Annotated in this window: 5 protein-coding genes; 2 read left to right on the forward strand and 3 right to left on the reverse strand. The window is 72.3% G+C overall.

Translation table 11 applies throughout. From position 1 onward, the window contains the following. Positions 1–287: 287 nt before the first annotated feature. Together WMF12_RS23335 and WMF12_RS23340 are read left to right on the forward strand one after the other, a co-directional pair. Positions 288–2,630: a DUF1588 domain-containing protein gene (locus WMF12_RS23335; RefSeq protein ID WP_437873697.1), complete on the forward strand. Its 2,343-nt coding sequence runs from the start codon at positions 288–290 to the stop codon at positions 2,628–2,630. Positions 2,631–2,638: 8 nt separating this feature from the next. Then, entirely contained in the window at positions 2,639–3,913 is a 1,275-nt protein-coding gene (locus tag WMF12_RS23340; RefSeq protein WP_437747832.1) for a DUF1501 domain-containing protein, read from the forward strand. Positions 3,914–4,023: 110 nt separating this feature from the next. Here WMF12_RS23340 and pbpC read toward each other — a convergent pair whose 3' ends face one another. The 3 genes from pbpC to WMF12_RS23355 all read right to left on the reverse strand — a co-directional run bounded on the left by pbpC (position 4,024) and on the right by WMF12_RS23355 (position 14,713). Further along, entirely contained in the window at positions 4,024–6,606 is a 2,583-nt protein-coding gene (gene pbpC, locus WMF12_RS23345; RefSeq protein ID WP_437873698.1) for a penicillin-binding protein 1C, read from the reverse strand. A gap of 3 nt (positions 6,607–6,609) precedes the next feature. Continuing rightward, positions 6,610–12,378, reverse strand: a complete 5,769-nt coding sequence (locus WMF12_RS23350; RefSeq protein ID WP_437873699.1) for an MG2 domain-containing protein — start codon at positions 12,376–12,378, stop codon at positions 6,610–6,612. A gap of 202 nt (positions 12,379–12,580) precedes the next feature. Next, positions 12,581–14,713 (reverse strand): GH116 family glycosyl hydrolase, encoded by a 2,133-nt coding sequence (locus WMF12_RS23355; RefSeq protein ID WP_437873700.1) that lies wholly within the window; start codon positions 14,711–14,713, stop codon positions 12,581–12,583. Positions 14,714–15,185: the final 472 nt, after the last annotated feature.

Consider the following 15,185-nt stretch of genomic DNA (forward strand, 5'->3'; position numbering starts at 1 on the left):
TGTCGCCACGAACGACGAGAAATTCTGATCAAGCGATGTGCTGAGCGCATAGCGGGAGAGGCCCTCGAGAGGTTAGAGTACGTGGTCTACGCAAGCGATGAAGCGGACGTTCGTCCGGCTCGCCTCATCGGGTGTCGATGGTCGATGAACGAGGACCCAGCCATCGCGGGGTGGATGCGCCCTGCGATAGGGGCTGTCGGTGTGTGTTCTTTCAACGCGATTCGGGGCTCCGCTCTCCCGGTCCCCTCAACGTGGGAGTCGCACGAGCGCTCCCGGCGAGGATGCTTATGCCGAGAATAGGATGGTTACTCCGGAAGCGCGCCGCGACGGCCCTGGGGCTCCTGGGGCTCTCCGCGGGCGCGAGCGCGCTCGCGTCCGTGTCCACCGGTTGCAGCAGCGAGGCCGACGGCCCGTGCATCTCCGACGAGCAATTCTTCGCCGAGAAGGTGTGGGTCCCCATCCTCTCGACGAAGTGCATCGGCTGCCATAACCCGCAGGGGCAGGCGGCGGAATCCAAGCTGATCCTCGCCGGGAGCAGCGAGGCGGGGTTCCTCGACAAGAACCTCGCGACGTTCAAGTCGCTCGCCGGGCTCGAGCTCGGCGGCGAGTCGTACGTCCTCCTCAAGCCGACGAAGGCCATCGAGCACGGCGGCGGCCAGGTCCTCGCCTCGGACAGCGCCGAGGTCGAGGCGCTCCGGGCGATGGTGGGGCGCACGAAGGAGCCGTCGTCCTGCGAGACGGACGTCAACGCGTCCTTCGCCGGCGTGGTGATGAGCGGGCCCGGGGAGACGCTCCGCACGGCGGGCCTCGAGCTCGCCGGGCGCCTGCCGACCGAGGCCGAGGAGGAGGCCGTCGCGCAGAGCGGCATGGCCGCGCTGGATCCGATCCTGGACCAGATGCTCACGGAGGAGACGTTCTATGTGCGGCTGAAGGAGATCTACAACGATCTCTTCCTCACCGACCGTTACCTGAACGGCGAGGAGGCCGTCGATCTGCTCCGGAGCGACGCGTACGATCCGAAGTGGTACAACAGCCTCCCGCAGGATCCGGCGCTGGTCGCGAGATACGGCGCGCGGGACCTGGAGGACGTCGCCAACAAGCTGAAGAGCTGGACGAACCGGGCCGTCGGGAGGGAGCCGCTCGAGCTCATCGCTTACATCGTGCGGAACGACAGGTCCTTCAAGGAGGTCCTCACCGCCGACTACACGGTCGTGAGCCCCTTCTCCGCCAAGGCGTACGGCGTGACGGCCGAGTTCAAGAACGACGCGGATCCGGACGAGTTCGTCCCGGCGAAGCGCGATCCGATCCCGCTCGCCGGCGTGCTCACCTCCCCCGTCTTCCTGTCCAGGCACCCGACGACGAACACCAACAGGAACCGCCACCGCGCGAGGATGGTCTATCAGTTCTTCCTCGGCACCGACATCCTGAAGACGGCCGAGCAGCCGCTCGATCAGACGAAGATCACCGACTTCAACCCGACGATGAACAACGCGGCGTGCACCGTCTGCCACGCCGCCCTGGACCCGCTGTCAGGCGGGTTCCACAGCTTCGACTCCGCGGGCCGGTACAAGGAGGACGACACCTGGTACGAGGACATGCGGCCGCCGGGCTTCGGCGCCGAGTCGGTGCCTTTCAGCGAGTTCCCGACCGCGCTCTCGTGGGTGGCGAAGCGCGTCGCCGACGACCCCCGCTTCGCGCTCTCGGCGGTCTATACGATGTACACCGGCCTCACCGGGCAACAGCCGCTCGCCGCGCCGACCAACGACGATCCGGAGTTCAACGCCAAGTTCCGGGCGTACCTCGCCCAGTACCACGCGTTCAACACGATGGCGCACGACTTCGCCGACAGCGGCTACAACCTGAAGACGGTCGTCAAGGCCATCGTCAAGAGCCCCTATTTCCGGGCGCGCAACGTGGCGCAGGCGTCTCGGGGCGAGGCGCTCACGCAGCTCGGCGGCACGCGGTTCCTCGGGCCCGAGCAGCTGCACCGGAAGATCTGGGCGGTGACGGGGTATCCGTGGCGCCCGCGGGCGTTCGAGGACGACGGCAATCGCTACGACTTCCTGCTCCGGCGCGACGCCTACCGCATGCTGTACGGCGGCATCGACTCGCAGGACGTGATCCAGCGGATCACGGAGCCGAACGGGATCATGGCCAACATCGCCGACCGGATGGCGAACGAGATGGCCTGCATCGCGGTGCCGCGCGACCTCTACCTCCCGCAGGAGGAGCGGCTCCTCTTCCCGTACATCGAGACGACGTTCGAGCCGCGGGACACGAACGATTTCGACGTGCTGCCGGCCGTCGAGGGGATCAAGCAGAACATCCAGTACCTGCACAAGCGGGTGCTCGGCGAGTCGCTCGAGCTCGGTGATCCCGAGATCGAGCGGACATACAAGGTCTTCCTCGAGACGTGGGAGGAGGGCAAGGCGGGCATGGCGAAGCCGGAGGGCGAGGAGGGCCGGCTCTCGAGGTCGCTGCCTGGCCCCTGCCAGGTGCACAACGACTACTGGACTCGAGAGGGGCTCCCCGACGAAGAGAAGCTCACGCGCGACGAGAACTACACGATCCGCGCGTGGATGAGCGTCACGACCTATCTCCTTTCGGACTTCAGGTTTCTTTACCAGTAGGAGCAGCCATGGAACGTCGAGATTTCCTCAAACTGGCATCTATGGCGGGCCTCGGCGTCGTCGCAGCGGGCGTGCTGTCGAGGGACGCCGCCGCGGCCGGCCCCTACGCGGGCCCGCTCTGGGTCCACATCCACGCGAGCGGCGGCTGGGACCCGACGAGCCTCTGCGATCCCAAGGGCGCGATGAGCGCCGCGGAGCAGCAGACGCGGGAAGCGATGAACCGCAGCTACCTGCACGAGGCGATCGGGACCGCCGGCAATCTCAAGTACGCGCCGGTCGGCGGCAACGACGCGTTCTTCAAGAAGCACTACAGCAAGCTGCTCGTCATCAACGGCATCGACACCGGGACGAACAGCCACGACGCCGGCGTCCGCAACACGTGGTGCGGCACGCTCCGCGAGGGCAAACCCGGCTTCGCGGCGCTCGTGGCCGGCGTCCACGGCGGCGCGCTGCCGATGGGGTTCATCAGCAACGGCGGCTACGACACGACGGCGAACGTCGTGGCCGTCACCCGCATACCCGACACCGGCCTCCTGCAGCGGCTCGCCTATCCGAACAGGATCGATCCGGGGAACGAAGAGAACCGCGAGCAGTACCACACCGACGCCACGATGACGCGGATCCTTGAGGCGCGGCAGGCGCGGCACGCGGCGAAGCTCGAGCAGCAGCGGCTGCCCCACGTCAAGCAGGCGATGAGCACGCTCTTCACGTCGCGCGTCGGGCAGAACGAGCTCAAGCAGCTCATCCAGTACCTGCCCGCGGAGTTCGAGAGCGCCTCGCTGCGGCGGCAAGCGCAGGTCGCGCTCGCGGCCTACCGCGCCGGCATCTGCGTGAGCGCCAACCTGTCAGTGGGCGGGTTCGACACGCACGGCAACCACGACGACAACCACATCCCGCGGCTCGACCAGATCTGCGACGGGATCGACTTCATCCTGACCGCCGCGGAGGAGCAGGGCATCGCGGACCGGATCGTCATCGTCGTGGGCTCGGACTTCGGGCGGACTCCGGGCTATAACGAGGGCAACGGCAAGGACCACTGGAACATCACCAGCATGATCCTGGCCGGCGCAGGCATCGCGGGGAACCGGGTGATCGGCGCGACGGACGACCGGCACAACCCGCTCGACGTCGATCCGGTCACGCTCGCGCCCAAGGAGGGCGGCGTCCGGCTCAAGCCGGGGCACATCCACAAGGCGCTGCGCAAGCTGGCGGGGATCGCGGACGATCCGCTCGTGGAGCGATTCCCGCTCTCCGAGGAAGAAGACCTGCCCATCTTCGGGTGATGTGGCCCGCGGGCGGCGCGCCGCGCCGCCATCGACACCATCGACTGCGGCGCGGGTGACATCATCGGAGCCGGCGGGCGAGGAGACGGGATTGCCGCCTCGCCCGCCGCTCACTCCACCGAGAACGCGATCTCCTCGCTGGCGGCCGCTCCGTCCGCATCGACGCGGAGCCGGTGCGCGCCGGCGACGAGCGGCCAGTCGAGCGCGAACGGCGGGCCGACCTCGATGGGGCGCCCGTCGAGCACGAAGCGCACGCGGGGCACGCCCGGAGGGACGTCGGCGCGCAGCCGGATCGCCTGCAGCGAGTTGATCGAGGGGTCGAGGACGAACCGGGCGCCGTCGGGCGGGTACGCGACGCGGACGCGCGCGCCGGCGCCGGCCGGAGGAGCGCCGGGCGGCCCGGGGAGCGCGCCGCAGAGGGGCGACGCCGCATCGGGCGCGAGGGGGCGGCCGGCGGCGCGCGCCCACGCGGTGAGCTCCGCGTCGTAGCGCTCGACGACGCGCTCCTCGACCGTCGCATCGGGGCAGGCCCCGGCGCGCAGGCCGTTGCGGCGATCGATGCGCACGGTCTCGTGCATGTCGCACGGCGAGAGCGCCGGGGCGTCGCCGCGCGGGAGGAGCTCGTGGCGGCGGTGCGGGCACGCGGCGGTCGGCCTCATGCCGGACAGGGCGCAGACCTCGACCTCGGCGAGCTGCTCGGGATCGGGCGGATCGAAGGGGCGCGGCGGCCGGACGCGCGCGGCGGCGAGCATGGCGTCGCGGAACAGCGGGCCCGCGCCGGTGATGCCGCTGACGCCGCCCATGGGCGAGCCATCGAAGTTGCCGACCCAGACGGCGACGGTGACGTCGGGCGTGAAGCCGACCGCGATGTTGTCGCGGAAGCCTTTGGACGTGCCCGTCTTCGCGGCCACAGGGAACGGGAGATCGAGCGCGTTGCCCTCGCCGAACGACGCGAGCCGCGCCCGGTCGTCGGCGAGGATGTCGACGATGACCCGGGCGCGCGCGGCGTCGAGGACGCGCGCGCCGGGCTCGGGAAGCACCGCGGACAGCTCGGCGGGCTCGTCTCGACCGCGGCGCGCGGACGACGCGGGAGAGGCCGCTTGTGGTGAGGCCGACGGAGGCGACGAGGGAGCGAACGAGCGCACCGCGCGCACCGGCAGGTAAAGGCCTCCCCGCGCGAGCGTGGCGTAAGCGTTCGCGAGGTCGACAAGGCGGACCTCGCCGTCGCCGAGCGCGATGGCGACGCCGTAGCGCGACGGCTCGCGATCGAGCGAGCGGAGGCCGAGCTCCCGGAGCCGCGCGATGACGCGCTCGGGGCCGAGCGCGGCCGCCGCCCAGACTGCAGGGACGTTGTACGAGTTGGCGAGCGCGTCCCGCAGGCGGACGGGGCCGTGGAACCGGCCGTCGTAGTTCCGCGGCGCATAGTTGCCGTCCGCCGTCGGAAACGAGAGCTCGACGTCGGGAAGGACGGTCGCGGCGGTGAACCCGAGCTGCTCCATGGCGAGCTCGTAGACGAACGGCTTCAGCGCAGAGCCGGGCTGGCGCAGCGCGAGGACGCCGTCGTTGTGGCCGAGCCCGGCGGCGTCGTCGATGTCGTGCGAGCCGACGTACGCGAGGATCTCGCCGGTCGCGTTCTCGATCACCACCACCGCCGCCGCGCCGACGTCGCGATCCGAGAGGCCGCGGACGGTCTGGTGCGCGAGGACCTCGATCTCGCGCTGGAGGCCGCGGTCGATCGTCAGCGTGATCGAGGTCGCCCGGCCGCGGGGCGGCGCGGCGCCGGGGCCCTCGGCGGGAAGGCCCGCGCCCGGGCCCAGCGCGCCGCCGAGCACGGCGCGGACGAGGTGCGGCGCGCCGAGGCCGCCCCCCTTCGGGGCGAGCGCGATGGGCTCCGCGCGGGCGCGGGCCACCTCGGCCTCGCCGGCGAGGCCGGCCGCGAGCATGCGATCGAGGACGCGGTTCCTGCGGCGCTCGAGCGGCCCGGTGCCGCGGCGCGGATCGTAGAGCGCCGGGCCGCGCGGCATGCTGGCGAGCGCGGCGGCCTCCGCGAGCGACAGGTCGCGCGTGGGCTTGTCGAAGTAGAAGCGGCTCGCCGCCTCGACCCCGCGCAGGCCCGGGCCGAACGCGACGCGGTTCAGGTACTGCTCGAGGATCTCGCGCTTCGAGAGCGACGCCTCGATGCGCAGCGCGAGCGCCGCCTCGCCGAGCTTGCCGCGCGCGGTGCGGGGGCGCGGGACGAGCGTGCGCGCGAGCTGCTGCGTGATCGTGGACCCGCCCGAGACGACGCGCCGCTCCGCCGCGAGCTGGCCGACGGCGCGCGCGATCGCGATCGGATCGACGCCGGGGTGGCGCGCGAACCGCTTGTCCTCCGCGGCCAGGAGCGCGCGCTGGATGCGATCGCCGGCCTCGGAGAGCGGAAGCCAGCGCGCGCGCGCCCCGTCTCCAGCGCGGAGCTCGCGGAGCACCGTGCCGTGGCGGTCGAGCAGGACCGTGGACACGGCGTGGTCCTCGGGCGCCCCGAGCTCCGGCGGAAGCGGCGTGAGCGCCGCGAGGGCGGCCAGCAGGAGCCACGGCGCGACGGCGAGGGCGACCGCGATCTGCGCCGCGCGGCGCAGGATCCGCCGCGCGCGCGGGCCGGGGCGCGCAAGCCACCGCCCTGCGCGGCCGGGCCCTTCCGGGGAGCGCGCGCGCACGGCTCAGCGCGGACGCGGCGCCGCGTCCGGCCCTCGGCTGGAGACCTGGACCGTGACGGCGCCCGTCCGGCCGAAGACCTCGGGGCTGTACATCTCCTCCGCGCGCGCGGGCGGGACCACGAACGAGCCGAGCGTCGTGGCGCGCGCGAGGTACCGGTACCGGTACATCCCGGCGGCCATGTGGTCGACGAAGAAGAGGACGCGATCGTCGCGGATCTCGCGGACGAAGCGGCTCGGGTCGTAGGCGCGGCCGGTCGCGCGGAGGTCGTCCTGATCGGCGTCGGCGTCGTCCGCCTCGGCCTGGGCCTCCGCCGCGTCAACGTCGAGCGAGCGCGCGGACGTCGCGAGCCGCGCGTCGACCGCCTCGAGGCCCGCCGGCAGCGGATCGTCGATGACCACGAAGTCGCGCGGAGACGGCGTCACCACGACGATCTCGCCGAGCACGAGGTCGCCGCCGGCGAACGCGACCGACGGGGGGGCCGCGCGCTCGCTCGACGTGGACGCGCCGCCGACCACGGCGGCGAGGTCCTCGGGCGCGAGCGCGCGGAGCGACTTCTCGACGAAGAAGCCGCGGTCGAGCGCCTCCGCCGGGAGCTGCTTGCGCGCGTAGCGGAGCCGCGCCTCGTAGAACAGGCGGCCGCGCCCGTCGACCGCGAACGCGAGCGGCGCGCCCGCGGCGCTCGCGAGCCTCGCCGCGGGGATCGACGTCTTGACCTGCTCCGTCGTGGGGCCGTGGAACGGCGCGGAGAACAGCTCCGCCTGCCCCAGGAACACCCGCGCGTCGAAGTCCGGCGCCGTCTTCTCCTGCGCCTTCCGGTACTGGTCGAGCGCGAGCAGCGCCCAGGCCGTCTCCTGCGTGCTGCGCCACGTGCCGCCGCGGCGATCCGCGAGCAGCCCCGCCGCGAGCCGCGGCGCGAGCGGGTGCGCCGGCCGCGCCGCGAGCAGCGCGCGCAGCACGAGCGCCGAGGTGCGGGCCTCGGAGTCCATGAGGACCGCGTACGCGTCGCCGTGGTTGTGGACGGCCCGCGCGACCGGACCGTCGAGGCGCAGCGCGCCCTCGAGCTCGCGGACGAGCTGATCCACGGACGCCCTGTCGCTCTTGCCGATCACCATCGCGTGCGCGAGGAGCGCCTTCGAGAAGAGCGGCAGCTTGTCGCGCTCGTCGAACAGCTGGCTCGCGCGCCCGGGGTCGGGGGCGCCGCTCGCCGCAAGGACGTCGACGAGGAACGGCGCCGTCGCCCGGAGGAGCGGGTCGGCGCCGATCCGGTTGAGCTCCTGGCGCAGGTACGACGTCGCGCGCTCCACCGCGTCGGGCGGCACCGCGACCCCGTAGCGCCTGGCCTCGGTGAGGCCCCACAGCGCGTACGCCGTGGTCCACAGGTCCGCGCTGTCCGACTCGGCGAAGAAGCCGAAGCCCCCATCCCCGCGCTGGTGCGAGAGGATCTCCCGGACCGTCTTGCCGATGACGGCCGTGAGGTCCTTCGGCAGCGCGATCCCGTAGGCCTTCGCGAGGTCGCGCAGCGACAGGAGCGGGACCATCCGGCTCGTCAGCTGCTCGGTGCAGCCGTACGGGTACTCGAGGAGCTGCTCCACGCCGCCGCCGAGGCCCACGAGCGCGGTCGGCGCGAGGCTCACCGTGAGCCCGCCCGTGTCGTCGCGGATCGCCGACAGGTCCCCGAGCCGCTCCGCGCTCGCCGTGGTGGTGTCGCCGTAGAGCGCGACGGCCTCCGGCACCATCGGCGCCTTGATCTCGCGGTTCACCTCGACCACGTCCGACGCGCCGCCGCCGGTGGCGCGGAAGCGCAGCGTCGCGGGGCCGGCCCGCGGCGCCGAGAGCGCGAAGCGGACCTCGGCCGACCGGCCCGGCGCGAGCTCGACCGCGCGCTTGGCGCTGCCGGCGAGCGTCAGCCCCGAGGCGGTGACCTCCACCTCGACCGTCGCCGGCTTCCCGAGCCCCTTCGAGGTCACGACCACCCCCGCGTCGATCGCGTCGCCCGCGCGGAGGAAGCGCGGCAGCGCGGGCCGGGCCATGAGCGGGCGGCTCGTCGTCACCCGGGACTCGCCGTAGCCGAAGCGATCGTCCTCGGCGGCCACGACCGCCATGACCCGGTACGTCGTGAGCGAGTCCGGCAGCTTGAAGCTCGCGTGCACCTGCCCGGAGGCGTCGGTGACGAGCGCGGGGTTGTAGTAGGCGCTCTGGCGAAAATCGCGGCGCACGCCCGTGCCGCCCTCGGCGCCACCGCCGCCCGCGCGCCCCTTGTCGGCGCCGAGGTCGGCGAACGGGTTGCGCACGCGAGCGAGCGCCTCGCGCGTCTCGATCGTCGCCACCTTCAAGGGGCGCGGCGCGCCGAACACGGGGATCGGATCCGGCGTCGTGTACCCCGTCAGCGACAGCACGCCCTCGTCCACGGCGTAGAGCGTGACCTCCGCGCGGGCGGGCTGGCCGGCGCGATCGCGGACGTCGACGTCCACGCGGATCGGATCGCCGGGGCGCGCGTCCGCCTTGTCGGCGCGGACGCGCACCGCGAGCCGCTGCGCCTCCGGGTTCACGCGGAGCGGCGCGTAGCCGAGGCGGAACGCCGGCGCCCCGACGTCGGGCCCAGGCGCCCCGCCCTTCCCCGGCGCGGGCTGCGGCTTCGTCCGCCCGCGCAGGAGCAGCACCGAGACGAAGGCGTTCGGCCGGAGGTCCTCCGTGATCGGGACGTCGATCACGGGCATGGCGCCCGACAGCGTCACCTTCCGGTGCGCGGAGATCCCGGCGCGCTCGACCGTGACCAGCGCGTCGGCGGACGCGAACGGCGACTTCACGATGATGCGCGCCGTCTGGCCGATCTCGTAGCTGTCGCGGTCGGGAACGAGGTCGACCTTGAGCTCGTCGCTGTCGCCGAAGCCCCCGCCGCCCTCGCCGAGCGCGTAGACCCCGGCGGCGGCGCCGACGGGGTTGCCGCGGCGGTCCCTGGCCGTCGCGTGCAGGAGGTAATAGCCCCCCGACGGGACCGTGAGCTCGCAGCTCCGCGGCGCCGCCGCCGTCGTGACGCCGCACCGCGCGACGACCTTGTCGACCGGCGCGCTCACGCTGCGGTACGCGCTGCCGCTCTCCTCCCGCGCGAGCGTCCACGTCCGGTGCACGAGCTCGACCCGGACCGCGACCTGCGCGACGCGCGCCCCCTTCGGATCGACCGCGAGGATCTCCGGCCGCAGCACGTCGCCCGCCTTCGCGAAGCGCTCGGGCTCCTTGAGGGCGACGTAGAACTCGGCCGGGTGCACGAGCGCCGTCGAGCTCCCGGCGATCGTCTGCCGCGACACGTCGGTGACCGACGCCTCGCACGTGACGAGCTCCGTGCCGCGCTGCCCGGGCATCGAGAGCGCCGCGCCGATCGCCGCCTGCCCGGCCGCGTCGAGCTTCTCGCGCGCGCTCTGCACCTCGAACCCGCGCGGCGCCTGGTCCCGCAGCGCGTCGGTGAGCTCGTCCTCGCGGACCGTGAACCCCTCGATCCCCGGCGGCGAGAACGACGCCGGCGCGCGCGTCACGGAGAGCGACGCCTCCGCGTTCGTCATCGGCGCCCCGAACAGGTAATCGCCGCGCGCGGTCCAGCGCGCCTTGTCGCCGCGGACGTAGCTCGGCCTGTCGCTCTCGACGCCGACCTTGAACTCGGCGGGGCGGTACTCGGCGACCTCGACGCTGCCCCACGCGTCCACCCACCCCGCCCCGCCGCCCTGGACCGTGGCGGCGAGGCTGTACGTGCCGAGCCGCGCGCTCTCGGGGATCTTCACGTCGGCCGAGAACGTGCCGAAGGCGCCGAGCGTCGGGGAGAGCGAGACGAGCGCCTCGCCGTCGGGCCCCTCGACCTTGAGCGCGACGCTCTTGCCGGCCGGCGTCTTCGCCCCGCGCGCGCCCTCCTCGCGGAAGATCCCCTTCACGCGCACCGTGTCGCCCGGCCGGTAGATGCCGCGATCGGAGAACATCATCCCGAACGGGCGCGCCTCGCTGAAGTCCGACGCCGCGCCGAAGCGCCACCCGTTGAGCGAGTCGGCGACGCTCCGGTACGTCCAGTCGTCGCCCGCGCGCGCGAAGACCACGCTGCGCCCGAGCGTCGTCGTGGCCTCCGGACCGTGCGCCGTCGCGGGGACCATCGCGAACCCCTCGGCGTCGGTGGACACCGCGGCAGGCGCGGGCGCGCCAGGGGCCCGGATCCACACGCGCGCCCCGGGCACCGGCGCGCCCGTCGACAGGCGCGTCACCCACACGAGCGAGCCGCTCGGCGAGACCTTCGCGCTGATCCCGAGGTCGGTCACCTGCGCGATCACCGCCTCGGAGGTGGTGCGCGCGTGCCGCGTTCCGGGCCGGGCGGTGTAGCTGATCCCGATCGCGAGCGGCCCGCGCTTGCCCTCGCCGCCCAGCACCTCGGCGGCGCGCACGAGGTGCGTCGCCGGCGTGTTGGTCGCGGCGGCCGGGCGCAGGACCGTCTGCTTGCCGGAGGGCAGCGCCGCGATCTCGCCCATCTTCGGGCTGCGCCCCGGGCTGTGCGGATCGCCCTGGAGCGCGAGGATCATCTCCTCGGTCATCGCGCCGACCGCGAGCGAGAGCTCGCGCACGTTTACGGACACGACCGGGATCTCGCGACGCTGGGCCGGCTCGAACACGCTCCCGACGAGGCCGATCTGCGCCTCGGGCCAGCGATCGTCGAAGGCGATCTCCTCGGTGACGACGCCGGCGAGCGCCTGCCCGTGCACGTCGCGCAGCCCGGCGGCCACGCGCACCCGGTAGCTGCGACCCGGGGCGAAGGCGCCGCCGAGGGGGATGTGGCTCGTGGGCTCGTCGTCCTCGATCCACGACGGCCACAGCAGCTTGACGGCGGGCTCCACCGAGATCGCCCGCTTCGCGTCCGCGAACTTGATGGGGTTCGAGAAGGCGAGCGTGAACCCGCCGTCGGCCGCGCAGCGCCCCTGCGGCGTGTCGCGATCGCACTGGGGGCGCAGCGCCCGGAGCGGCCCGTAGGTGCGGTACGTGAACCGCTGCTCCTCGCCGGCCGGCAGCGGCCCTTCGCGGCCGCGGAGGCCCTCGGCCACGGCGATCTCGATCTCGCTGTCGCGCGGCAGCGGCGCGCGGGGGACGAGCTCGGCGAGCATCTCGTTCTTCGCGTCGGGGCGCCGCACCTCGAACGCCACCTTGTCTTTTCGATCGCCCACCGTGAGGGACGCGCGCCGCGCGATCTCGGCGGTGTCGACCGGCTGATTGAACCGCAGCTCGAACCTCGCCTCCGGCTTGAGGTCGTCCTTGCCCGACCAGGGCTCGACGCGCGCGACCGCGGGCAGCTCGGTGCGGAAGGTGAAGGAGTACGGCTCGGCGAGCGCGCTGCCGTCGAGCGCGCGGGTGCCCGCGGGGACCTCGACGGTGAACTCCGTGCCGCGCGGCAGGCGGCCTTCGGGGACGAACGTGAGGCCGCTCGTGCCGACCCAGCGCCAGCGTCCAGGCGCGGACGGCTTCAGGACCGCGGGCGCCGCGGCCTCGCTGCCCGCGAGATCGAGCGATCGCATCGGCCGGTTGAAGACGAGGCTGATCTCCGCGGGGCTCGTGGTCTGCCCGCGGGGCGCGCCGAACACCACCGCGAACGGCCCTGCCGCGGCCTTTCCGCCCGGTTCGAGCGCGCCGGGCGCGAGCGTCCCTCGGGGCGGGACGTTGGGGGCGCGCGCGCCCTGAACGCACGCCAGGCTGAGGGCGATGACCGCGAGAACGGCGGGCGCAGATCGGAGGCGCGGAGCGACGGACATGGCCGCGACTCAGCAATGGGGATGCCGCGGGCGCAAGAGGCTAGTCCGCGGCGGAATGCGGGCGGGTGATGTGGCAGGCGAGACACACCCGACGAGCGCCGGTGACGCGCGGGCGCCCGGGCTCTGGCCGCGACCGCCGCAGCTCTGTGGGCGGCGGCGAGTCGGGGGGCAACGCCGTGTTCGCGAGGGCGATATCGCGAGTCTACGGCGCGATATCGTATGCGTGCTTCGCCGCCCAGAGCGTCGTGGCGCGCATGTAGTAGGGCGCGCGGATGCTGCCGTTGCCCTCCCATGCCTCCGGCGTGCGGAACCACAGGCCGTCGGTCTTCCAGATCGTGTCGACCAGGCTCGCGCCGATCTCACCGGCCTGCGCGGCGAGCCCCTCCTGGATCATGCCGGCCACCACGCCCCAGGACGTGCCCACCCAGCACTCGCGCGTCTGGTTGCTCGTCCCGTCGACCGAGCCATTCGCGGTCATGACATTGACGACGCCGCGGGTCCCGCCGTCGAACCGCTTGAAGTTGTTCTCGTAGATCTTCGTGAACGCCGACACGGCGTGGCTCGGGTCGACGATCGGCGGCAGCCCGAGGGCGCGCGCGTACCACTGGCCAGCGAGCTGGTCCGACATGATCCGGTTCGTGTCCCGGCTCCCCGTGTCGATCCTGTAATACGCCCCCGTCCAGAGCTTCGACTCGAAGCCGCCCTTGGCCTGATCGAACCACGTCTGGTAAGTGCCCGCGAGCGAGGTGTCACCGACCGCGGTCGCCAGCTCCTTCGCGGCCTCGCTGGCGGCGAGGAAGAGGCTCCCGCAGTACGCGGTGTTGCCGTGCAGATCCATGTCGTCGTAGGTCTGATCGATGCCGTTGCTCTCCGGCAGCCCGTCGCCGTCGCCGTCCTGGCCCTTCACCTTCTGCATCGCCATCTTCACGGCGGGCCAGCAGTAATCGAGGAACTCCTTGTCGGTCTTCCCGGTGAGCGCCCAGTCGCGATAGACCATCAGGACCAGCTTGGAGTTGAGGTCCTTCCAGTTGGTCGAGTCGCGGTACGTGTACGCGTTCCACTTGCGGAAGACGCTCTCGTTATCCCCGAAATCGTGCGCGGTCGTCCCGATCGCGCGTGGCCTATCGGAGCGCGTGGTCGTCACGCTGTCGCAGAACTGCCGCACCTCCTGCTTGTCGATGTCCGGCCAGAGCGAGAACAGGGCCCATGAGCCGTAAAAGCGCACGTCCGACGTCCCATAGAACGGGTAGATGTACGACTCGAGGCTGGTGAACATGTCCTCGTCCGGGTCGTCCGGCTGGCCGGACGCCGCGCCGGCCTCCCAGTACGTGCCCGCGATGGCATAGTAGTAGAGCTCGTTGAACAGAGCGCCCTTGAGCCACTCCGGGTACTTCGGATCGTCGAGCACGCTCGCCTGCCAGTCCTGGATCGCCCAGAGCCACGGCTCGTGCTCGGCGAGCGCCTCCGCCGCGATCGTCCATGAGGCGTTCCCCGTCCGCCCGAAGTGGCGCGTGTACGCGCGGTACCACCTGTCCCCCGAGCCCGCCTGCGTGACCGGGATATCCCACGCGAGCACGATCGGCACAATGGCGCTCTTCCCCGGCTCCACCGTGGCCTTGAACGCGATCGCCCCGAGCGAGTGCCCTCCCGTCGTGTTGGCGAGCGCGCCGTCGTTGGCGAGCTCGCTCTGCAGGGCGGCGACGCTGTCGGCGGACTGGTACGAGACGACCACGCCCGGCGCGTTCCGGCTGGCGAGCGTGAACTCCCCGTGCCCCTCGGAGCTCGCCGCCCCTCCGCCGCGCGTGAGGACCAGGCCGACGTCGTCGCCGGAGGTCTGCACCATGGCGCCATTGCCGCCGTGATCGTTCTTCCAGGTCAGCATCACGGCGACGTCGCAAGGCGCTCCGGTCGGATTCGTGATCTCCCACCGATAGACGCCGACCGGATAGCTGGATTTCTTGTAGTCACCCGGGATGATGGGGCTGTATTGTTCGACCTTCGCTTTGCAGGGGAATGCCGCGCCGTGGTAATCGACCCACGAGCGCGGAAAGAGCGAGGAGTACGTCGCCTGCCCCTGGCCCAGGCCGTCCTTGTCGAGGCGCTTCGTCTGCGCGTCGCCCCCTTCGGCCTTCTGGTACATGAAGAAGCCCGCGTTGTTGTCGACGTTCTGGTCATTGCTCCCGATATCGAGGCGGCCCTTGTAGAACCTGCCGTCGAACCGCCAGGTGATCGTCCCGGCCCCGAAGCCGCCGATGGGCGCGCCGTCCTCGTAGACGCCGTCCGTGATACCCCTGCTCCACGCCTGAGCCGGGATGGAGATCGGCTCGCCCGGCACGTGCGCCGGCGGGCCGCCGCCTTCGCTGCCGCCGGAGCCGACCGCGGGTGGAGCGCCGCCGGTGCCCGCCCCTGACGACGAGCTGCTCGCAGGGCCCTGGCTTGTTCCGGCGCCAGCTCCTGTTCCTGCTCCGGCACCGGCGCCGCCAGGCCCCGATCCGCCATCCGACGAGGACGAGCTCGAGCCACCGCCACCGCACGAGGCGGCTGTCGCCACGACGAGGACGGCACCGGCGGCGACGACACCCAGAGAGCGTAGTGGGACAAGCGGCAATGTCATGACGGCGAGCATATGCAGATCGTGCGCACACGTCACCGTACCAATGGCAATGCATTCACTTCGTTACCGCTGAAACATTCCGTCGTTTCCGAGGCAAACCTGAATTCGCGCGTCGCTGTTCACCCGCGCGGCCTTTAGCGCGACGCGAAATCTCCAGGGCGTCTTCCACGACGCGCACGACACGATCGCGCGA

Source organism: Sorangium sp. So ce363 (genome assembly GCF_051520435.1).
Lineage (GTDB): Bacteria > Myxococcota_A > Polyangia > Polyangiales > Polyangiaceae > Sorangium > Sorangium cellulosum_B.